22 protein-coding genes are annotated in these 19385 nt (G+C 57.1%); 7 read left to right on the top strand and 15 right to left on the bottom strand.

All coding sequences use genetic code 11. From position 1 onward, the window contains the following. Positions 1–25 precede the first annotated feature (25 nt). The 5 genes from ACW17M_RS17440 to radC all read right to left on the bottom strand — a co-directional run bounded on the left by ACW17M_RS17440 (position 26) and on the right by radC (position 3747). Positions 26–1216 (bottom strand): class I SAM-dependent rRNA methyltransferase, encoded by a 1191-nt coding sequence (locus ACW17M_RS17440; protein ID WP_138800394.1) that lies wholly within the window; start codon positions 1214–1216, stop codon positions 26–28. Positions 1217–1353: 137 nt separating this feature from the next. Then, on the bottom strand, positions 1354–2196 hold the full coding sequence (gene mutM, locus ACW17M_RS17435) for a bifunctional DNA-formamidopyrimidine glycosylase/DNA-(apurinic or apyrimidinic site) lyase (RefSeq protein WP_138800393.1): 843 nt from the start codon (positions 2194–2196) through the stop codon (positions 1354–1356). 157 nt (positions 2197–2353) lie between these two features. Further along, positions 2354–2509 (bottom strand): 50S ribosomal protein L33, encoded by a 156-nt coding sequence (gene rpmG / locus ACW17M_RS17430; protein ID WP_022520204.1) that lies wholly within the window; start codon positions 2507–2509, stop codon positions 2354–2356. A gap of 68 nt (positions 2510–2577) precedes the next feature. Beyond that, complete coding sequence (gene rpmB / locus ACW17M_RS17425; RefSeq protein ID WP_022520205.1) at positions 2578–2814, bottom strand: 50S ribosomal protein L28; 237 nt, start codon at positions 2812–2814, stop codon at positions 2578–2580. Positions 2815–3072: 258 nt separating this feature from the next. Continuing rightward, positions 3073–3747 carry a RadC family protein gene (radC, locus tag ACW17M_RS17420; RefSeq protein ID WP_009288617.1) on the bottom strand — a complete coding sequence of 225 codons (675 nt, stop codon included), beginning with the start codon at positions 3745–3747 and terminating at the stop codon, positions 3073–3075. A gap of 175 nt (positions 3748–3922) precedes the next feature. On the opposite strand from radC, the gene coaBC reads away from it, so the two are divergent. The 5 genes from coaBC to slmA all read left to right on the top strand — a co-directional run bounded on the left by coaBC (position 3923) and on the right by slmA (position 8781). Next, on the top strand, positions 3923–5218 hold the full coding sequence (gene coaBC / locus ACW17M_RS17415) for a bifunctional phosphopantothenoylcysteine decarboxylase/phosphopantothenate--cysteine ligase CoaBC (protein WP_457547855.1): 1296 nt from the start codon (positions 3923–3925) through the stop codon (positions 5216–5218). Continuing rightward, the gene (dut, locus tag ACW17M_RS17410; RefSeq protein WP_022520207.1) at positions 5215–5673 is read left to right on the top strand and encodes a dUTP diphosphatase; all 459 of its coding nucleotides are present in this window, start codon (positions 5215–5217) and stop codon (positions 5671–5673) included. The genes coaBC and dut overlap by 4 nt, the downstream gene beginning before the upstream one ends. A gap of 61 nt (positions 5674–5734) precedes the next feature. After that, entirely contained in the window at positions 5735–7132 is a 1398-nt protein-coding gene (locus ACW17M_RS17405; RefSeq protein WP_457547854.1) for a phosphomannomutase/phosphoglucomutase, read from the top strand. A gap of 121 nt (positions 7133–7253) precedes the next feature. Continuing rightward, entirely contained in the window at positions 7254–8153 is a 900-nt protein-coding gene (gene argB / locus ACW17M_RS17400; protein ID WP_007111740.1) for an acetylglutamate kinase, read from the top strand. Between the two features lie 19 nt (positions 8154–8172). Beyond that, positions 8173–8781, top strand: coding sequence for a nucleoid occlusion factor SlmA (slmA, locus tag ACW17M_RS17395; protein WP_022520209.1), 609 nt, complete (start codon positions 8173–8175; stop codon positions 8779–8781). A gap of 93 nt (positions 8782–8874) precedes the next feature. Here slmA and rpoH read toward each other — a convergent pair whose 3' ends face one another. The 4 genes from rpoH to ftsY form a co-directional block, all read right to left on the bottom strand. Then, positions 8875–9741, bottom strand: coding sequence for an RNA polymerase sigma factor RpoH (rpoH, locus tag ACW17M_RS17390; protein WP_022520210.1), 867 nt, complete (start codon positions 9739–9741; stop codon positions 8875–8877). Positions 9742–9938: 197 nt separating this feature from the next. After that, a complete protein-coding gene (ftsX, locus tag ACW17M_RS17385; protein ID WP_027957754.1) occupies positions 9939–10988 on the bottom strand; it encodes a permease-like cell division protein FtsX in 1050 nt (349 codons plus the stop codon). Continuing rightward, the gene (gene ftsE / locus ACW17M_RS17380) at positions 10985–11653 is read right to left on the bottom strand and encodes a cell division ATP-binding protein FtsE (protein WP_022520212.1); all 669 of its coding nucleotides are present in this window, start codon (positions 11651–11653) and stop codon (positions 10985–10987) included. The genes ftsX and ftsE overlap by 4 nt, the downstream gene beginning before the upstream one ends. Next, on the bottom strand, positions 11650–12945 hold the full coding sequence (gene ftsY / locus ACW17M_RS17375; RefSeq protein ID WP_457547853.1) for a signal recognition particle-docking protein FtsY: 1296 nt from the start codon (positions 12943–12945) through the stop codon (positions 11650–11652). The genes ftsE and ftsY overlap by 4 nt, the downstream gene beginning before the upstream one ends. Positions 12946–13035: 90 nt before the next feature. On the opposite strand from ftsY, the gene rsmD reads away from it, so the two are divergent. Next, a complete protein-coding gene (rsmD, locus tag ACW17M_RS17370; RefSeq protein WP_457547852.1) occupies positions 13036–13656 on the top strand; it encodes a 16S rRNA (guanine(966)-N(2))-methyltransferase RsmD in 621 nt (206 codons plus the stop codon). Positions 13657–13790: 134 nt separating this feature from the next. Then, the gene (zapB, locus tag ACW17M_RS17365) at positions 13791–13985 is read left to right on the top strand and encodes a cell division protein ZapB (RefSeq protein WP_022520215.1); all 195 of its coding nucleotides are present in this window, start codon (positions 13791–13793) and stop codon (positions 13983–13985) included. Between the two features lie 24 nt (positions 13986–14009). On the opposite strand, the gene rimI is transcribed toward zapB, so the two are convergent. The 6 genes from rimI to lysS all read right to left on the bottom strand — a co-directional run bounded on the left by rimI (position 14010) and on the right by lysS (position 19370). Further along, on the bottom strand, positions 14010–14459 hold the full coding sequence (gene rimI, locus ACW17M_RS17360; protein WP_457547851.1) for a ribosomal protein S18-alanine N-acetyltransferase: 450 nt from the start codon (positions 14457–14459) through the stop codon (positions 14010–14012). After that, the gene (locus ACW17M_RS17355) at positions 14449–15381 is read right to left on the bottom strand and encodes a hypothetical protein (RefSeq protein WP_027957751.1); all 933 of its coding nucleotides are present in this window, start codon (positions 15379–15381) and stop codon (positions 14449–14451) included. Before ACW17M_RS17355 ends, rimI begins: the two co-directional genes overlap by 11 nt. Beyond that, positions 15378–15686 carry a BolA family protein gene (locus ACW17M_RS17350; RefSeq protein ID WP_022520218.1) on the bottom strand — a complete coding sequence of 103 codons (309 nt, stop codon included), beginning with the start codon at positions 15684–15686 and terminating at the stop codon, positions 15378–15380. The genes ACW17M_RS17355 and ACW17M_RS17350 overlap by 4 nt, the downstream gene beginning before the upstream one ends. Positions 15687–15729: 43 nt before the next feature. After that, the gene (locus ACW17M_RS17345) at positions 15730–17133 is read right to left on the bottom strand and encodes an MFS transporter (RefSeq protein WP_022520219.1); all 1404 of its coding nucleotides are present in this window, start codon (positions 17131–17133) and stop codon (positions 15730–15732) included. A gap of 254 nt (positions 17134–17387) precedes the next feature. Then, the gene (locus ACW17M_RS17340) at positions 17388–17774 is read right to left on the bottom strand and encodes a hypothetical protein (protein ID WP_022520220.1); all 387 of its coding nucleotides are present in this window, start codon (positions 17772–17774) and stop codon (positions 17388–17390) included. 84 nt (positions 17775–17858) lie between these two features. Then, complete coding sequence (lysS, locus tag ACW17M_RS17335) at positions 17859–19370, bottom strand: lysine--tRNA ligase (protein WP_039860384.1); 1512 nt, start codon at positions 19368–19370, stop codon at positions 17859–17861. Positions 19371–19385 lie beyond the last annotated feature (15 nt).

Below are 19385 nucleotides of genomic sequence, written 5' to 3'. Positions count from 1 at the left end.
CTTCTCTGAACTCTAGCTACCTGAACTAGTCGCGGAACACACGCACACCCAGCGCCTTCAGGTAAGACGTTTCAGGGATAGCCGGATGCACCGGGTGATCAGGCCCTTGGTGGCCTTGGAAAATCACCTGCCCGTGACGATCCTGGTGGCGAACCGCACCACGCACTACGTCCATTAGCCGCTCGGGCGCCAGGTGCATGGAGCAGGACGCAGACAACAGCAGACCATCGCGACCCAGCAGGCGCATGGCCTCGCGGTTCAAGCGGGCGTAGGCACGCTCACCGTTGGGAATGTCCTTGCGCTTTTTGATAAACGCTGGCGGGTCAAGAATGACCACGTCAAACTCCTCGCCCTCTGCCTTCAACGCTGCTAACGCTTCAAATGCATCTCCCTCACTAACCGCTACCTTCTCCTGCACGCCATTCAGCTCGGCGTTGCGCGCCACTTGAGCCAGCGCCGGGCCTGAAGAGTCCAGGCACATCACCTCTTTCGCGCCATGAACAGCCGCCTGCACGCCCCAACCGCCTACGTAGCTGAATACGTCCAGCACGCGCTTACCTTCCACATTGCGATTGATCCACTCGCGATTAACCCGGTGATCAAAGAACCAGCCGGTCTTCTGACCGTTCAGCACCGGCACCACAAAGCGAGCGCCGTTCTCTTCGAGCACCACTTCGTCAGGCAGCGTGCCTTTGATGACGTCAACGTGGGCCTCAAGACCTTCCTGACGACGGCCGCCAGTATCGTTACGGAAGACGATCACCTCCGGTTTGACGACTTTTTCCAGCGCATCGACAATCTCATCCGCCAGCGCCTGCATACCCGCGGTATTGAGTTGCACGACGAGGACATCACCAAAACGATCGATCACCAAACCTGGCAACAGGTCGCCTTCGCCGTGGATCAAGCGGTAGAACGGCTGCGCATAAAGGCGCTGACGCAGTGCCAACGCTTGATTAAAGCGGTGTACAAACAGCGAACGATCCAAGCGCATCTCGGGGTCACGAGACATTATCCGGGCAGCAATTAACGAATGAGGGTTTACATACGCGACGGCCATTACTTTGCCATTGGAGGCTTCTACCAGTGCGGTTTCGCCTGCCGCAAAGTTTTTCAGCGGCGTCTCTTTGATATCCACCTCATTGGAGTAGATCCAAAGATGGCCCGCTTTAAGACGGCGGTCGGCATTTTTATTCAGGCGCAGGCGTTGGGTCACAGCAATCTCCAAAAATTTTGTCTTTAAAACCTTGCCTTAAAAACCTGTGTCTTAAAACCTGGGCTTAAAAACGGAGGCAAGGCAAAAGATGAGGCAAAGCAATACTTAAATAAAACAGTAGCACTGATAGGTAGCCATTAGCGCTGGCAGCCGGGGCAGAACACACTAGCACGCTGGCCAAGCGTAATGCGCCGAAGCTCAGCGCCACAGCGCAAACAGGGCTGGCCGTGGCGGCCATAAACATTAAGGCGTTGGGCAAAGTAGCCGGGCTCACCCTGGCCACTGACAAAGTCCCGCAGCGTGGTGCCACCTTGGGTAATTGCCGCCGCCAGCACTTCTTTCACGGCCAGGGCCAAGGCGTCATAGCGAGCACGGGAAACTCTTCCCGCCGCACGGCGGGGATCAATGCCGGCCATAAAGAGCGCCTCTGCCGCGTAGATATTCCCGGCACCAACAACCACCTGGTTATCCATCAGAAACGGTTTTACTGCCACGCGCTTGTTACGCGAGAGCGTGTAGAGCCATTTGCCGTTAAACGCATCAGACAGCGGCTCAGGGCCCAAGTGAGCAAGCCGTTTATCCTGCGCTGCGTCTGCGGCCTGCCAATCCACAAAGCCAAACCGACGGGGATCGTGATAGCGCAGCACATAGCCGCTGGCAGTCACCACATCCACGTGGTCATGCTTTTTAGGCAAATCCCCCACCCGGGCAATCCGCAGACTGCCCGACATACCCAAGTGCCAGAGCAGCGTCGCGCTAGCGTCACCTTCAAGCGCGCCGCCAGCCTGGATAGGAATCTGCAGGTATTTTGCCCGCCGCATCAACCCCCCAATGCGCGCACCTACCAACCGCTCGGCCAGATCATCGGGCACAGGCACACGCAGCCGCGGCTGACGCACCAGCACTTCGGTGACTTCCTGGCCTTCAATATAGGGAGCAATCCCGCGTCGGGTGGTTTCAACTTCAGGAAGTTCGGGCATATTTAGACATCGTACCTGCCTGTAGTGACAGCCTAATGAAGGTGGTTTAGCGAAGCATGCGACACACGAAAGACATGCATGCAAAAACCCGGCTTGAGGCCGGGTTTTTGAACAGGCGCTCGCCTGCAGTGGAAGCCGATCAACATCGCAAAAGCGATTACTTGATCTTCGCTTCCTTGTAGATCACGTGCTTACGGATGACCGGGTCGAATTTCTTGAATTCGAATTTATCCGGAGTGTTCCGCTTGTTCTTATCAGTGGTGTAGAAGTGGCCTGTACCGGCACTGGACACCAACTTGATTTTATCGCGCATGGTTTAACTCTCCCAAAATGCTTGGCCCAAAATACCTGGCCCAAAGGGCTTTGTATAATAAAGCTGGCTTAGATAGCGTCGCCACGCTTACGAATAGCAACCAAAACTGTGTCGATACCTTTCTTGTCGATGATGCGCATTCCTTTAGTGGAAACGCGCAGCTTGACGAAGCGGTTCTCAGACTCAACCCAAAAACGATGGGTGTGCAGGTTCGGCAAGAAACGACGACGTGTCTTACGCTGGGAGTGTGAAACGTTATTTCCAGTTACCGGACGCTTGCCGGTAACCTGACATACTTTGGACATTAGAGCCTCCAACTGCTTGGCCAGGATATAATAACCTGAGTGTTCAAAACTGTCGGGCAAACCGGAGCAGGGAAGGTGTCGACGCCGTTAACCGCCAAGCTTTATCCAAATCCGTTATTCAACCCAAGTTTAAAGGTGGCACTTTATACCAGAGCACCCGACTTACAGCAAGCAAAACCCACAAAAAAGGCTGGAAAAGCACTTTTTTGCTCATTTTACTTAATCAAAACGGCATAGAACAGTGCATTCTTATACTGCTTATAGCCAGCCGCGCTCGGCAAAAGAGATCACTTCTCCATCCCCCACCACGAAATGATCCAGCACGCGCACGTCAAAAAGTACCAGCGCCTCTTTGAGGCGTTCCGTGATACGTCGATCAGCATCGCTTGGCTCTGCCACACCAGAAGGGTGGTTATGCGCCAGGATAACGGCGCCAGCGCTCAGCTCTAATGCGCGCTTGGCAACTTCGCGGGGGTAAACGGATGCGCTGTCTAGGGTACCGCGAAACAGCGATTCATAGCGAATAATTCGGTGCTGAGTATCCAAAAAAAGCACCGCAAACTCCTCATGCCCTAAATGGCGTAGCTGCGAACTCAGGTAGTGGCGCACCAAGGCAGGTGATGTCAGCGCATTGCCCCGCGCCAACTGGCTGGCTAAATGGCGCCGCGACAGCTCAAGCGTCGCCTGGAGCTGAGCGTACTTGGCGCTACCTAACCCACGGGCAGCACAGAAGCTTTCCTGATCGGCCTCTAGCAGTTGGCGCAAACCACCGAAACTGCTGAGTAAATCCCGCGCTAAATCGACCGCCGAACGACCCTGTACGCCAACACGCAAAAAAATTGCCAGCAACTCGGCATCTGAGAGCGCCTGGGCGCCAGTATTTAATAGCTTTTCCCGGGGCCGCTCACCTTCCGGCCAGTGATTAATTCCCATCGCACCTCACCCGCGCTGCCCATCTTTGTCGATCGAAGCCAGCCTCAACACGCATAGCTTTACAGCCATAAGCCTCATTAAACCTAGCTTAACCTTGTTTGTGCTCAATATGCCAAATTGTTGGTGCCAATGGTATGGTAAGCCTCCTTACGAACGCGGATATGGATCACTGACCATGGCCTCTGCTGTTAACTCGACAAGCGCGTCGACGCTCGCCGGCAAACGCGTACTGCTCGGCGTTAGTGCGGGTATCGCTGCCTACAAAAGCGCGTTGCTTGTGCGCCTGCTCAAGCAGGTGGGCTGCGAGGTGCGCGTGGTGATGACCGACGGGGCCCAGGCCTTTATTACCCCGCTCACGCTGCAGGCGCTCTCCGGCGAGCCTGTGCGCACCTCTTTACTCGACCCCGAAGCCGAGGCGGGCATGGGCCATATTGAGCTGGCCCGCTGGGCGGATATAGTGCTGATCGCTCCGGCGACTGCCGACCTTATCGCTCGTTTGGTGCACGGTATGGCCGACGACCTGCTCACTACGCTCTGCCTGGCCTCAGAAGCGCCCAAACTGATTGCCCCGGCGATGAACCAGGCTATGTGGCGCCACCCCGCCACCCAGCGTAACGTAGCGCAGCTTGAGCATGACGGTTGGCAGCTCATAGGCCCCGCCGCCGGTGACCAGGCCTGTGGCGATGTGGGGCCAGGCCGCATGAGCGAGCCTGAAGAGATTTTTAGCGCGGTTACGGCGCTGTTTGCTGCCCCTATCACCACAGCGCCTCACTCACATGCACCCCATATTGTGATCACCGCTGGCCCTACCCGTGAGCCACTGGATCCCGTGCGCTACATCTCCAATCACAGCTCGGGGAAAATGGGCTTTTCCCTGGCCGCAGCCGCGGTAGCTGAAGGGGCCAAGGTGACGCTGATCAGTGGGCCGGTTGACCTACCCACTCCCCAGGGCGTGACGCGAATTGACGTTGAGTCAGCCGAGCAGATGCACGCTGAAGCTCAGCGGCTAGCGCCTCAAGCGGCGCTGTTTATCGGCTGCGCGGCTGTCGCCGACTATCGCGCGGCAGCCCCTGCCGAGCATAAGCTCAAAAAGCAGGATGATAGCGACACACTCACCCTGACCCTGGTTAAAAATCCCGATATCATCGCCGGCGTCGCGGCACTGCCCGCCAAACAGCGCCCGCTGGTGATCGGCTTTGCCGCCGAAACCCAGGAGATTGAGCGTTACGCACGGGATAAATTACAGCGCAAAGGGCTGGATATGATCGTCGCCAACGACGTCTCCCAGGCTGGCCTGGGCTTTGGCAGCGACCAGAACGCCGCCTGGATACTCTGGCGCACCCCTCAAGGCGTCGAGAGCCGCTCAGAAGCTGCACAGCCGAAGACACAGCTGGCCACCACCATCATCCGTCAAGCGCTCGCCCTACTACCCACAACAGCCGCTACGAAAACATCTGGAGAATCCCCATGAGTGCCCGCCCCCGCCTGCAGTGCAAAGTATTAGATGAGCGTTTGCACGACTACCTCCCTGCCTACGCGACAGCTGGCTCGGCGGGAATGGATCTGCGCGCCCTGCTGGATGAGCCGTTAATATTAGCGCCCGGCGATTGCCAGCTCGTACGCACCGGCATTGCCATCTATATTGAAGATCCGGGTTTGGCAGGCATGATCCTACCGCGCTCCGGTTTGGGGCATAAACATGGCATCGTGCTAGGCAATTTAGTGGGTTTAATCGACTCAGATTACCAGGGCGAACTAATGATTTCGGTCTGGAACCGTGGTCAGAGCTCGTTTACGCTAACCCCCTTCGATCGGCTGGCACAGTACGTGCTTGTGCCTGTGGTACAGGCCGAACTCTCCTTGGTGGACGCGTTTGAAGACTCCTCAAGGGGCGGCGCCGGGTTTGGCAGTACGGGCAGTCAGTAACGAGTGGTCGCGCCTGTTTAGGAACCCTTTTAAGGAAACGTCTATTTAGCTGGGAAGCCCTATGAACGCACAGTCTGTACCCGCTTCGATTTTTCGCGCCTACGATATTCGCGGTATCGTTGACGACACACTCACTGAAGAGACGGTAGAAATGATCGGGCGTGCTGTCGGCTCTGAGGCCGCCGCGCGGGGCGAATCCAGCGTGGTAGTCGCCCGCGACGGTCGCCTTTCAGGCGCTCGGCTGCAAGCAGCGCTGATGCGTGGCCTGAACGCCGCAGGGCGCGATGTGATCGATATCGGCATGGTGCCCACCCCGGTGCTCTACTTCGCCACTCACATACTGGAAGGCACCCACTCAGGCGTAATGGTCACCGGTAGCCACAATCCGCCTGACTATAACGGCTTTAAAATTGTGCTGAGCGGCGAAACGCTCTCTGGTGATGCGATTACAGCCCTGTTTGAACGTATCCAGTCCGGCAACCTAGACAGTAGCTTAGACAATGCTCAAGGCAGTATCACCCAGCAGGATGTTCGTGAACGCTATTTAACGCGCATTCTAGGCGACGTTAAGATCAACCGACCGATAAAAGCCGTGGTCGACTGCGGCAACGGCGTTGCCGGGGAACTCGGTCCGCAGCTGCTGGCACGGTTAGGTATTGAGACCATCCCGCTGTTTGCGGAAATTGACGGCCATTTCCCCAATCACCACCCTGATCCGGGCAAGCCGGAAAATGTCCAGGATCTGATCCGCAAAGTGCACGAAACCGGGGCCGACATTGGCCTTGCTTTCGATGGTGATGGCGACCGTCTGGGCGTTGTCACACCCACTGGCAAGCTGATTTATCCCGACCACCTGCTGATGGTGTTTGCCACCGATATGCTCGCGCGCCAACCTGGGGCCAAGGTTATTTTCGATATTAAGTGCACCGGCAACCTGGTCAAAGTGATCAGCGAGGCCGGCGGCGAACCGGAAATGTGGCGTACCGGGCACTCGATGATCAAGGCGCGTATGCAGGAAACCGGCGCTCAGCTTGGTGGCGAGATGAGTGGGCATATTTTTTTCCAAGAGCGCTGGTATGGTTTTGACGATGGCCTCTACGCCGCCGCTCGGCTGGTAGAGATTCTCGCCAATCAAGCCGACGACGCCGATACTTTTTTTGCCAACTTCCCTCAAGACGTTGCCACACCGGAAATTAATATAGCGGTTACCGACGATAACAAATTTTCTCTGGTGGATAAGCTTGCTCGCGAGGGCGACTTCGGCGAAGGTATAAAAACAACTTTGGACGGCATTCGCGTTGACTACCAGGATGGCTGGGGGCTGTGCCGCCCCTCGAACACCACGCCTGCACTGGTCATGCGCTTTGAAGGGAAAGACGAGGCCGCGCTAGCACGCATCAAAGCAGTTTTTAACGACGCGCTTCGGCGCGTCGCGCCAGACATTGAGCTACCCCAGTAGACAGATAGCTCTTCAAATAGTTAGGCGCTGAAGGGATCGCGACCACCTAGAAAGCGCGACCCTCACCACTCAATCAGCATAAACGTTAGCAGCATAATAAACGTTCGCAAGGGACAACCTCATGAGTTCAGCCAGTCGCGATCCCCAGGTCGTTGTGGAGGTGCTTTCCGAAGCCCTCCCGTATATTCAGCAGTTCTCCGGCAAAACCGTGGTGGTCAAATATGGCGGTAACGCCATGACCGAAAGCACCCTGATCGACTCCTTTGCCCGCGATATCGTGTTAATGAAGGAAGTCGGCATCAACCCGGTGGTGGTGCATGGCGGCGGGCCGCAGATCGGAGACCTGCTCAAAAAGCTCAACATTGAATCTCGCTTCGTCAACGGCATGCGCGTTACCGACTCGCAAACCATGGACGTGGTCGAGATGGTACTGGGCGGCTTGGTCAACAAAAGCATCGTCAACCTGATCAATCAAAGCGGCGGTAAAGCGATTGGCTTGACCGGTAAAGATGGCTCACAAATTCGTGCCCGCCAGCTCAAAGTTGAGCACCAAAGTCCCGAAATGACGGCGCCCGAGATCATCGATATTGGCCATGTGGGCGAAGTGGAGTCGATCTCAACCGAGCTTATCGAGATGCTGGCAGCGCGTGATTTTATTCCGGTGATTGCACCGATTGGCGTCGACGCCGCAGGCCACAGCTACAATATCAACGCTGACCTGGTAGCGGGAAAGATCGCCGAAGCGCTCAATGCAGAAAAGCTGATGCTACTCACCAATGTCGCCGGGTTAATGAACACCGAAGGTGAAGTGCTCACCGGTTTAAGCACCGCTCAGGTGGATGACCTGATCGCCGATGGCACGATTTATGGCGGCATGCTGCCCAAAATCCGCTGCGCGCTGGATGCAGTGAAGGGCGGCGTGAACAGCTCGCACATTATTGATGGCCGTGTCCCCCACGCGGTGTTACTGGAAATTTTCACCAATGCTGGGGTAGGTACTCAAATCAAGGACGCGAGCTAACCGCGACGGAGGTCACATTATGAGCGAAGATCAAAAACCTCGCCGCCGCGAGCAAATTCTCCAAGCCCTGGCATTGATGCTCGAGGAAGATAGCGGCAAGCGCATTACCACAGCCGCCCTCGCCCGCCAGGTAGGCGTTTCAGAAGCGGCGCTCTACCGCCACTTTCCCAGCAAAGCGCGTATGTTTGAGGGGCTGATTGACTTTATCGAAGAGAGTATTTTTGCCCGCATCACGCGTATTTTAGAAGACGTTCCCGACGCTACCTCCCGCTGCGGCACCATACTCGCGCTGCTGCTGGGCTTTGCTGAGAAAAATCCTGGCCTGGCACGAGTGATGGGCGGCGACGTACTCACCGGCGAAACCGCACGGCTACGCCAGCGGGTCAACCAGCTGTTTGAACGCCTGGAAATGCAGCTTAAGCAGATTCTGCGCGAAGCCGAACTGCGTGAAGGCCTACGCCCCACGATTCCGGCCTCTGCCGCTGCCAATTTGTTAGCGGCCCAGGCGGAGGGGCGAATTTCACAGTATGTGCGCAGCGACTTTAAGCGCTTGCCCACCGAACATTGGGAAGATCAGTGGTCGCTGCTGTCGGCCCACTTACTGCGCGCCACGGCACAGCCTGCTTAGGCTCGCGTGCTGGCTGCACAAAAAGCCGGCTCCTTTAACGGGAGCCGGTTTTTTTAATGCTGAAAAGCCACAAATTGTGCATTCAGCGTGGTCTTAGGCGACCATTTCCTCACCCATTTTCTGACGCAGCTTTTTCATGGCATTTTTTTCGAGCTGGCGAATACGCTCCGCGCTGACGCCGTAGACGTCGGCCAGATCATGCAGCGTCTCTTTGCTATCGGCTAACCAGCGGCGCTGGAGAATATCCCGCGAGCGCTCATCAAGCCCTTCGAGGGCAAGCTGCAAACGGCGCGTCGAGTCTTCCTCGAAGTTGCTATCTTCCAACTGCGTGGCAGGGTCGGAAGCGGAATCATCCAGGAAGTGCACCGGCGCTTGATAGGTGCTCTCTTCATCATCGCCTGCCGGAGCATCATAGCCTGCATCGTAAGACGACAAGCGCCCTTCCATATCGCGCACGATCTCGGGCTTAACGTCGAGATCTTTGGCGATGGCGTCCACTTCGTCGTTGTTCAACCACGCCAAACGCTTCTTCGCACCGCGCAGGTTAAAGAACAGCTTGCGCTGGGCTTTGGTCGTGGCAATCTTAACGATCCGCCAGTTGCGCAGCACAAATTCGTGAATTTCTGCTTTAATCCAGTGCACGGCAAACGAAACCAGACGAACGCCCTGGTTCGGATCGAAGCGCTTGACGGCTTTCATCAAGCCAACGTTACCTTCTTGAATCAAATCCGCTTGGGGCAACCCATAGCCCGAATAGCTACGCGCGATATGCACCACAAAGCGCAAATGCGACAGTACCAAACGACGAGCGGCTTCCAGATCGCCTTCATCATAGAGGCGATAAGCGAGCTCACGCTCTTCATCGGCCGTTAATACCGAAATTCCATTGACTGCGCGGATGTAACCGCCCAGATCGCCGCCGGGCGAAAGCTGCCCCACCGGTAGAAGACTAGTGCTCATGTGCAGGTGGTCTCCCCTGTAACCCATCGTGGTTGACGTAGCACGTTATCAATAACCTATTACAAAACCGTGATACTAATTCAGTCATACACATTCAGTCATACGAATGTCTGCGATATTGAGACCTTAACGCAAGCATAAAGTTCGCAGGTTAAGCATTACCAGCAGTATCGCATTAGCTGCTTAGAATTCATCAATTATCTTGGCCGAATACTCGAAAGGTGACGAGTCACCGCCAACCAGGCACCCAACCAACCTAGTAGTGTACTGCAAGATAGCAGAATTGTAGAGCCTGTCACGTCGAGTTGGGGTAAAGAAAAACTCGCCCCGTAACTTGCCGCCAGAGCGGATACCGGCAGGGAAAGCCAGTGATTGCCCAGACCTAACAAACCTAGTGCCAACAGCCCCCCGCCTAAGCCGTACCAAGCACCGCTGTACAGGAAAGGCCGTCGCACAAAGGCATGCGTGGCGCCAATGAGCATCACGACTTCAATTTCCCGGCGACGACTCTCCACCGAGAGACGAATGGTATTACCGACCACCAGCAGCACGCCTAAACCAAACAGCACCCCTAGCGCCAGCGCTACACGGCGACCTAGCTCGGCTAGGTTTCTCAGCCGCTCTACCCAGGCCAGGTCAAGACGCACCTCATCCACCCCAGCGAGCGCTTCAAGACGGGCGGCCAACTGCTGCATGGCAACTGGATCAACGCTTTCTGGGCGTACCACCATACTGATAGGCAGCGGGTTACTCTCCAGCCCTGCCAAGGCATCATCGAGCCCCAGCGACTGCTGGAACTCCGCCATACCCTGCTCGGCGCTGATCAGCTGGGTTTCGAGCACGTCCGGTTCCGCGTTGACCGCCTCCTCGATACGCAGCGACTGGGCATCATCAGCACTCAACTCCAGGTAGACCGTTAGGGTGGCGCTCTCATCAAGCTCTGCATCCAGCAGACGGGCACTATCCAGGGTTAGCCACAGCGCCGCAGGCAGTACCAGTGCAATAGCGATCGCCAGCATGGTCAGAAGATTACCCAGCGGATAGCGTATCAAGCGCTGAAAGCTATCCCACCCCATACTGCGGTGATGGCGCCCCCATGCCCGCAGGCGGCTGGAAAAGCGCGTTTGCTGCGACCTGGCGCCCCGCTGTGGCGCTTGGGCTTTCTCAACCGCTGGTTTAACAGCGGCTTTGCGCGGCGTTTTTAATGCTGCTCCCTGACGACGCTTGGGTGTCGCGGATGACCTCATACCGCCCCCTCATCGGCTACCAACCTGCCGTCGCTTAAGCGCAGGATGCGGTGGCGCAGTCGGGCAATTAGGGCCAAATCGTGGCTGGCGATCATCACGGTGGTACCAATCCGATTAAAGTCCTCAAATAGCGCCATGATATCCGCCGAAAGCTGGGGATCCAGATTGCCCGTCGGTTCATCGGCAAGCAGTAGCGCGGGCTTATTAACCACCGCCCGGGCAATGCCGACCCGCTGCTGCTCGCCGCCGGAGAGCTCTATGGGCAACGCCTTTTCACGATGCAGCAGCCCCACTTTATCTAACGCGGCACGCACACGGCGGGCGGCTTCCCGAGGTTCAACCCCTTGAATCTCCAACGGTAGAGAAACATTGTGAAAAATGCTGCGATCAAAGAGCAGCTGATGATCCTGGAAAACCACGCCAATTTGGCGCCGATAGAACGGCACTTGGCTAGCATGCAGCTGGGCAATGTCGTGCCCCGCTACGACGACGCGCCCACGGCTAGGTTTCTCAAGGCGCATGATTAAGCGTAGTAGCGAGCTTTTCCCCGCCCCGGAGTGGCCGGTAAGAAACACCATTTCGCCCCGGGCAACCCGAAAGTTAAGATGTGCCAGCGCTTCAAAGCGTCCACCGTAGCGTTTTCCCACATGCTCAAAGGCGATCATGCGCTGGCATCGTCCCCTTGGCGGTCAAATAGCGCTTGGACAAAATCATTGGCCTCAAAGGGGCGCAGATCGTCGATGCCCTCCCCCACACCAATAAAACGAATCGGCGTTTCCAGCTGTTTAGCCAGCGCGAAAATAATCCCGCCTTTGGCGGTGCCGTCCAGTTTGGTTAGCGTGATCCCGCTGACCGGCACGGCGTCGTTAAAGGTGCTGGCCTGGGAAATCGCGTTTTGCCCGGTACCCGCATCCAGCACCAGCATCACTTCGTGAGGCGCGGTGTCATCTAGCTTCTGCATCACTCGGTGGACTTTTTTCAGCTCTTCCATCAGGTGGCTTTTGTTATGTAGCCGTCCGGCGGTATCGGCGATGAGTACATCAACACCTCGCGCAGTAGCGGCCGCTACCGCATCGTAAATCACCGAGGCGCTATCCGCGCCGGTGTGTTGGGCGATTACTGGCACCTTGTTGCGCTCGCCCCAGACTTTGAGCTGTTCGACAGCGGCGGCACGGAAAGTGTCACCGGCCGCCAACATAACGCTTTTGCCTTCGCGCTGAAAACGCTGGGTGAGCTTACCGATGGTGGTGGTTTTACCCACGCCATTAACACCCACCACTAAAATAACAAACGGCCCCTTGCCTGCTTTCTCCAGCACAAGCGGCTTGGCGACCGGCGCCAGCATGGCGGACAACTCTTCTTGCAGGCCATGGTAGAGGGCTTCTGGGTTGTTCAACTCTTTGCGCGAGACCCGCGCTTCCAGGCGACCAATAATCTCGGTCGTCGCATCAATGCCCACGTCGGCCATTAACAGCTGCGTTTCCAGATCTTCCAGCAGTTCGTCATCGATCTGTTTTTTACCTAAAAACAGATCGGCGATGCCATCAGTTAAGTTGGCACGGGTTTTCCCCAGGCCTGACTTGATACGCGCAAACCAGCCTTTCTGGTCGCTTTTGTCAGCCACCGGTTTCTCTTGCAAGGCGGGCGCGGGCGTCAGCTCTGGCTCTGGCTCTGGCTCTGGCTCTGGCTCTGGCTCTGGCTCTGGCTCTGGCTCTGGCTCTGGCTCTGGCTCTGGCTCTGGCTCTGGCTCTGGCTCTGGCTCTGGCTCTGGCTCTGGCAAAGTTTCCGGCGCTTCTGAGGTCTCTTCAACAACGTCAGTGGAAGTCTCGGGCGTTGCAATGTCCATCTCATCGGCTTGCTCTTGAGGCTGCTCCTTTAACTGCTCCTCCTGCGCCTGCTTGTCTTGAGGCGCCTGTTGCGGATCTTGCTTATTCTTGCGTTTAAAAAAACCAAACATGAGTGTTACCCGACATAAATAGTGGACATTAAGGTTATGCTAACACCGTAACCCAAGACTTTGGATAAACAGCCCGCTACAATCCGCTTTATGACACGACAACGCCCCCCTCGATCCTCTACATCCCGCCGCACACCTGCTCAGCGGGGTGGTCAACAACTTGGTAAGTTACGCATCATCGGCGGTGAGTTCCGCCGCCGTCAGTTGCCGGTGCTGGATAGCCCAGGCTTGCGTCCAACCCCAGACCGCGTGCGTGAAACGCTGTTCAATTGGCTCGGCCAACAGCTTTACGGCCAGCAGGTACTCGACCTGTTCGCAGGTACCGGTGCGCTAGGCATTGAAGCGGTGTCTCGCGGCGCCTCCTGGGTCGATTTTGTCGAGCGCGACCCGCGGGTAGCGGCGCAGCTGTCGACCAATCTGGCATCGCTCAATATTACCGCAAGCGCGGTGCATGTTAACGATGTTCAGACTTATCTGACGCGCCCAGCCAAGCCCTATACGCTGGTCTTTCTTGACCCGCCTTTCCATCAGCAACTGGCCGCGCCCTGCTGTTCGACATTGGAAACTAGTGGCTGGCTGGATAACGAGGCAATGATTTACCTGGAAACCGAGACATCGCTGGCTCCCAAGGTGCCCGCCAACTGGCTATTGCACCGCGAAACCCAGGCGGGCGAAAGCACTGCGCGGCTCTATCAACGTCAAGCACCGTAAACAGCGCTTGCCGCCACGCGGCGGTGGCGTTACGCTCGCCTCATTCGTCCCTACTGACAAGCTTTGTGCTTGTTTATTTGGGTGCCTTTTTATGACCTATTTTGGGTTTTCGTTTTTACGCTAGGGAGAGATACATGAGTCTGGAGCTATTTAATCAACTTGAGCAGAAAGTCACCGACACGGTTGATGCACTGGAGATGATGAAACTGGAAAATGAAGAGCTGCGCGGCGAAAACGCCAAGCTGAAAGAGGAGCGCGAAGAGTGGGAGCGTCGCCTTAACAGCCTACTCAGCAAGTTCGACAGCCTCGAAACCTCCAGCACGCCTTAGGCTCAGGATAAGTGCGCTGCTGCCCTAAAGCACCAGGGACATCAGCAGCGCATCCTCACGCCCGGCGGCGGCTTGCGACGATAGCGGTGGGTAGTAGCCTTTGCGCCGTCCGTCTTCGCTAAACCCGCAGCGCTGGTAGAGCCGGATAGCGCTAAGATTACTCACCCGCACCTCTAGCAGCAGCCGCTCGCTCAGCCAGCCGCGTGCGGTGGACAGCACGACCTCCATCAACGCCCGACCTGCTCCACTGCGCCACTGCTCTGGGTGTACCCCAATGGCTTGTAGTTCCGCCTCAAACGGCAGTCGCGCCACAATGGCGTACCCTAACAACTGCTCATCCTGCCACCAGCCCAGTACACAGGTATCCTGGCTGCCCAACGCTGCCAGCATTTGCGTCTCAGAAGTACCGCTCTGCGCCCGGTGCTCAAGCGCAATCAGTAGGGCTAGGTGCTCAACGTTGAGTTCAGTGATCATCCGTTGCCTGCTGAGCACTTTCTAACTGAGTGCCCACTGCCTGAGCGCCAGTCGCCTTATCGGCTTCCCACTGCTGGCCTAACGCCTGCAGCGCTGGCCAGAGGTCGCGCTTACTATGGCTACCGTCGAGGAGCGCCCCAAGTGAGGGGCCCTGCCATAAGGGCAGCGAAAGCGTTTGGCTGTGACCTTCAGCCACGTTCAGTATGCGCTCCAGCGGCGCTTGTTCAGCTCCAGATTCGGTATCAGGCTCGGCTTCCAACTCACCCCACCAGAGTAATCGCTCTAACCGCCACCCCTGTCGGCTCGCGCTTCCGGCGATAAACGCCGCCAAGCCCTCGCGGGCTTCGTCCAGGGGATCCTCCACCGCAAAGGCGTTGGCCATTTGCGGCCAGGTGAAGTGGCTCACTTCCGGCAACGCTCCACGCTGAATGCCCGCGGCCTGCAACAGGTTAACCAGTAGCTGCTGCTCAAGCGGACTCATTTCCCCCGCCTGCAGCACCATCCAGCGGCCCTCAAGACAAACGCAGGAGAGCGCGAACTTAAGCGGTTTGGCTGGCACGGTTTCCGCGCTGGAAGTCGCCGTCTCCGGGTTGGCAATCGCCGGCTTATTTTGGCCCGGCTTGTCCGCACGGTCTTGACCCAGCAGTGCCCGCACCGCCGAGGGTGAGGCAATGGCTTCGCCTGAGGCCTGGGGGTCGGAAGATTGAAGTTCGGACGGTTGAGGTTTGGACGTTTGCCGCTTGGGCGCAGGGGCGTCGTCCAGCAATGCCTGTAGCCGCTCCCGAGGTGGCGTAGGGGCAGGCGTCGAATCCTCCCACTCGCAGGCCTCGGTGGGCAGCGCATTAGGCAACTGGTACTTCGCGGCCCAGGCGGTAATACCCATGGCGTCCAGGTAGTGGCGCCGAGTAACTTCTTGATTCACTTCCCGCCGCCGCGACAGTTGGGTGAGTTCGGGCGTTCACCGCCGCGTGCCTGCCACTCGCTGGGGGTATAAAGATGCAGCGCTAAGGCGTGCACCGGTCCGGAAAGCTCATCGGCCAACAGCGCATAAATTTGCTGGTGACGCTTCACCGGCATCATGCCGTCGAAGGAGTCACTCACTAGCGTCACTTTGAAGTGGGTTTCAGAGTTCGCGGGCACGTTGTGCATGTGGCTTTCGTTTTCAACCTGCAGCACGTCCGGCGCAAGTGCCGTTAACTTCTGCTCAATCTGTGTCTGCAGCGTCATAAGGTTATCCTTGAGAGATCACAAACCATTTTATTGTACGCGCTTACTGGCCCGCAGACGATGCCCGTCGAGCGTGTAACGCACGCCTTGCCAGCGGCATACGCGCCACGCTTGCCAAGAGCGCCAGCAGCGTGGTCGCCGCCCCCAGCCAGAGCGTTACCTGTACCGGCCAGCCTAGCGCCAATGCAGCACCGACTAAGGCCACGCCAAACGACTGCCCGACGGTACGCGTGGTGCTCATGACGCCAGAGACGTTGGAACTGCGCTCCGGTGGCAGACTACCCATCATTTCGCGATTGTTGGGTGGCTGGAACAGGCCAAAACCAATACCGCATAGCGCAGTGCGCCATAGACTTCCCGCCACGCCGGTCGACTCATCGACCAGCGCCAGCGCAATCAGGCCAATGATAAGTAGGCCAAGCCCCGCGCTGGAGAGAATACTGGGATTAATACGGTCGGCTAAGCGCCCCGCTACAGGGCCAACGAACATGATAGCCAGTGGCCAAGGAGTGAACAGCCAAGCGGTTTCCAGTGGCGAAAAACCCATCTGCTCCTGGTAGAAAAACGACAGGGCTACAAACGTAAGGCCCTGACCTATAAAGGCAAGCCCAGAGGCCGATACCGCCAGTGTAAAGCGCAGCTCGGCAAACACGCTAAGCGGCAACAGTGGATACGGCGCACGACGCTGACGCGCAATAAACCCAGCACAGGCCAATACTGCCAACAGTACCCAGCCGCCGCTTTGCCAAATCGGCGCGGCGTGGCTCACGGCGTCCATGGCAATAAAGAAGCTGGCCAGCATAACGATCGAGAGCAGCGCCCCAGCCACATCAAAACTGCCTTTGCGTGGCTCTTCTCGGGGCAATGCACGCTTGGCGAGCCATAACGAGCAAAGACCCAACGGCACATTTAGTGCAAACAGCCAGGGCCAGTCGGCAAAGGACAGGATCACACCGCTTAACGTGGGCCCTGCTGCATAGCCACCGGCCACCACCAAGGCACTTAAGCCAAGGGCACTGCCCAATAGTCGCGAGGGGAAAATGGCTCGATAGAGCGATGGTCCAATCGATAGTGTGGCCGCAGCACCTAGCCCCTGAAAGGCACGAAACACCAGCAACGTTTCTAAATTGCGTGATAGTGCTGCCCCTAGTGCGGCAGCAACAAAGGTGGCCAGCCCAAACAAGTAGAGCCTGCGACGTGTGATCAATTCACTAATGCCCGCAAACACGAGCAAAAAAGCCGCACAAACAACCTGAAACAGGTTGGTAATCCATACCGCTCGGGATGCCGACACATTCAAGTCGGCGGCAATAGTGGGCAGCGCCAGGTTGATCATGGTGGTATCGACCACCGCCATCAAGGTACCGGTCACCAGCGCTAGCACAGCAAGGGCGCGTTCAGGCCCAGGCAGGCCATCGTCGCCGGGGCGGGTTTCAAACAGTCGCATGCAAGCGTTCCTAGGCAGGAGAGATCTTAAACGAAACAGCCAACGCGAAACGATTAAAGACACTGCGTCTAAAGACACAGCGTTAAAAACGATGAAACCGGCCTAAGCCGGTTTCGAAGTGCGCTATTTAACAGTGTGTCATTTCACAGTGCACTAGCGTGCTGTTACCAGCCAAACGCGCAGGCAAACACTGGGCTTACGTAGTACTGGGCTCACGTAGTACTAGGCTTGCCTAAATACTAGCACGCTAACGGCTAGTCCTGCTCACTATCGAGCAGTAGCGCATCATCGACTTCTGAGATTTCCAGCGCCGTTTCGTCGTCCAGATCAATGGCCAGGTAGCTGTGCTCAACGCGCACAAACTCCTGGAACAATGCCCAGTCGAGTTTATCCGGCCACTGCCGTTCGTCCTCTTCCCAAGCGCGCAGCTCAGTCTCGAGAATTTCCACGTAGCGGTCGCGCACAAAAGTTTCCAGCGCTTCCGGGGTATCCATCTCTGGAATCAGGTAAATGGTACTTTCACGTTCGACGTCGTCCAGGGTCAGGTCGTCGTCTCCCATGGTGGGTTCCAGCGCGTTGATCCAGTCCACAAAGGGCTGGGTCGGCCTGACGCTCAGTGCGGAGCGGTTAAGCAGTTTCATGGGATTCTCCTCGCCGTCGAAACGTTGACCATTATGGGCGCTATAACGCGCCCTTACCAACTTTTCATCCGTTATCGTAGCGTGTTAGTCCACTTCAGGGCGCATCGCCGGGAACAGCAACACATCGCGAATCGATGCGCTGTCGGTGAACAGCATCACCAAGCGGTCAATACCGATGCCTTCGCCCGCGGTGGGCGGCATGCCGTACTCCAAAGCACGCACGTAATCTGCATCGTAGTACATTGCTTCCAGGTCACCGGCATCTTTTTCCGCAGACTGGGCACGGAAGCGCTCCGCCTGATCTTCTGCGTCGTTAAGCTCCGAGAAACCATTGGCGATTTCGCGACCACCGACAAAGAACTCAAAGCGGTCAGTGACGAAGGGATTGGCGTCATTACGCCGGGCAAGCGGACTCACTTCAGCCGGGTATTCGGTGATAAAGGTCGGCTGGTCGAGCTTATGCTCGGCAACCTCTTCGAATATCTCCGTTTGCACCTTGCCCAGGCCCCAGCTCTCTTTGACCTTGATGCCCAGTTTCTCGGCGGTTGCCCGCGCCGCCTCCAACGAATCCAAATCGCTGTCGGCAATGCCGTCACCATGATCGAGAATCGCCTGACGTAGCGTTAAGCGGGCAAAAGGTTTGCCGAAATCGTAGCTCGCGCCCTGATACTCAATCACTGCATTACCGAGCACTTCTTCAGCGGCGGTGCGCAGCATCGCTTCGGTCATATCGAGCAGGTCGCGGTAATCCGCATAGGCCCAGTAGAACTCCACCATGGTGAATTCTGGGTTGTGGCGCGTTGATAGCCCTTCGTTGCGGAAGTTGCGATTAATCTCGAACACTTTCTCAAAACCGCCCACCACCAGACGCTTGAGGTAAAGCTCTGGCGCAATACGCAGATACATGTCGATATCCAGCGCATTGTGGTGGGTAATGAACGGCCGAGCCGCCGCTCCGCCGGGGATCGGCTGGAGCATCGGCGTCTCTACTTCCATAAAACCACGGGCTTCAAAGAAGCGGCGCATGGAGCTGATGACCGCTGCGCGGGTTTCAAACACCTTGCGCGACTGCGGATTCATGATCAGATCCACATAGCGCTGGCGATAGCGGGCTTCCATATCGGTGAGGCCGTGAAACTTGTCCGGCAGCGGGCGCAGGCTCTTGGTGAGCAGCTGCGCCTCTTTCATCATCACGTACAGATCGCCCTTGCCGGATTTATGCACCGGCCCGTGGGCAGCGACGATGTCACCGATATCCCAGCTTTTAACGTCTTCCAGCACGTCGGCGGGCAGGCCCTTTTTATCCACGTAGAGCTGGATTTGCCCGGCCACATCCTGAATGACGATGAAGGGGCCACGTTGACGCATCACACGACCCGCCACAGCGGCGTGGTGATCCAGCGCTTCAAGCTCGGCCTTGTCTTTATCGCCGAAGGCATTTTGCAGCTCGACGGTTAAGCTGTCGCGGCGAAAATCATTGGGGAACGCACTCTTTCCCTGCTCAGCGGCGCGCTCGCGGCGAGCAGTCAACTTGGCACGGCGCTCGGCGATCAGGTGGTTTTCGTTGTCTGCAGGAGACGCGTCTTGGTTAGCCATGGGGCACCCTGTTCA

Source organism: Vreelandella sp. 2A-K22 (assembly GCF_054065485.1).
Note: the sequence above shows the minus strand (reverse complement) of the source record. Positions and strands in the feature narration are given on the sequence as shown.

Coding starts and splice junctions, on each gene's coding strand:
- rpmB (WP_022520205.1), bottom strand. CDS start 2,814: ATGTCCAAAGTATGTCAGGTTACCGGCAAGCGTCCGGTAACTGGAAAT.
- radC (WP_009288617.1), bottom strand. CDS start 3,747: ATGGGAATTAATCACTGGCCGGAAGGTGAGCGGCCCCGGGAAAAGCTA.
- rimI (WP_457547851.1), bottom strand. CDS start 14,459: ATGATCACTGAACTCAACGTTGAGCACCTAGCCCTACTGATTGCGCTT.
- dut (WP_022520207.1), top strand. CDS start 5,215: ATGAGTGCCCGCCCCCGCCTGCAGTGCAAAGTATTAGATGAGCGTTTG.
- rpoH (WP_022520210.1), bottom strand. CDS start 9,741: ATGAGCACTAGTCTTCTACCGGTGGGGCAGCTTTCGCCCGGCGGCGAT.
- ftsY (WP_457547853.1), bottom strand. CDS start 12,945: ATGTTTGGTTTTTTTAAACGCAAGAATAAGCAAGATCCGCAACAGGCG.
- rsmD (WP_457547852.1), top strand. CDS start 13,036: ATGACACGACAACGCCCCCCTCGATCCTCTACATCCCGCCGCACACCT.
- ftsE (WP_022520212.1), bottom strand. CDS start 11,653: ATGATCGCCTTTGAGCATGTGGGAAAACGCTACGGTGGACGCTTTGAA.
- lysS (WP_039860384.1), bottom strand. CDS start 19,370: ATGGCTAACCAAGACGCGTCTCCTGCAGACAACGAAAACCACCTGATC.
- ftsX (WP_027957754.1), bottom strand. CDS start 10,988: ATGAGGTCATCCGCGACACCCAAGCGTCGTCAGGGAGCAGCATTAAAA.
- ACW17M_RS17340 (WP_022520220.1), bottom strand. CDS start 17,774: ATGAAACTGCTTAACCGCTCCGCACTGAGCGTCAGGCCGACCCAGCCC.
- rpmG (WP_022520204.1), bottom strand. CDS start 2,509: ATGCGCGATAAAATCAAGTTGGTGTCCAGTGCCGGTACAGGCCACTTC.
- argB (WP_007111740.1), top strand. CDS start 7,254: ATGAGTTCAGCCAGTCGCGATCCCCAGGTCGTTGTGGAGGTGCTTTCC.
- ACW17M_RS17405 (WP_457547854.1), top strand. CDS start 5,735: ATGAACGCACAGTCTGTACCCGCTTCGATTTTTCGCGCCTACGATATT.
- mutM (WP_138800393.1), bottom strand. CDS start 2,196: ATGCCCGAACTTCCTGAAGTTGAAACCACCCGACGCGGGATTGCTCCC.
- zapB (WP_022520215.1), top strand. CDS start 13,791: ATGAGTCTGGAGCTATTTAATCAACTTGAGCAGAAAGTCACCGACACG.
- coaBC (WP_457547855.1), top strand. CDS start 3,923: ATGGCCTCTGCTGTTAACTCGACAAGCGCGTCGACGCTCGCCGGCAAA.
- slmA (WP_022520209.1), top strand. CDS start 8,173: ATGAGCGAAGATCAAAAACCTCGCCGCCGCGAGCAAATTCTCCAAGCC.
- ACW17M_RS17345 (WP_022520219.1), bottom strand. CDS start 17,133: ATGCGACTGTTTGAAACCCGCCCCGGCGACGATGGCCTGCCTGGGCCT.
- ACW17M_RS17350 (WP_022520218.1), bottom strand. CDS start 15,686: ATGACGCTGCAGACACAGATTGAGCAGAAGTTAACGGCACTTGCGCCG.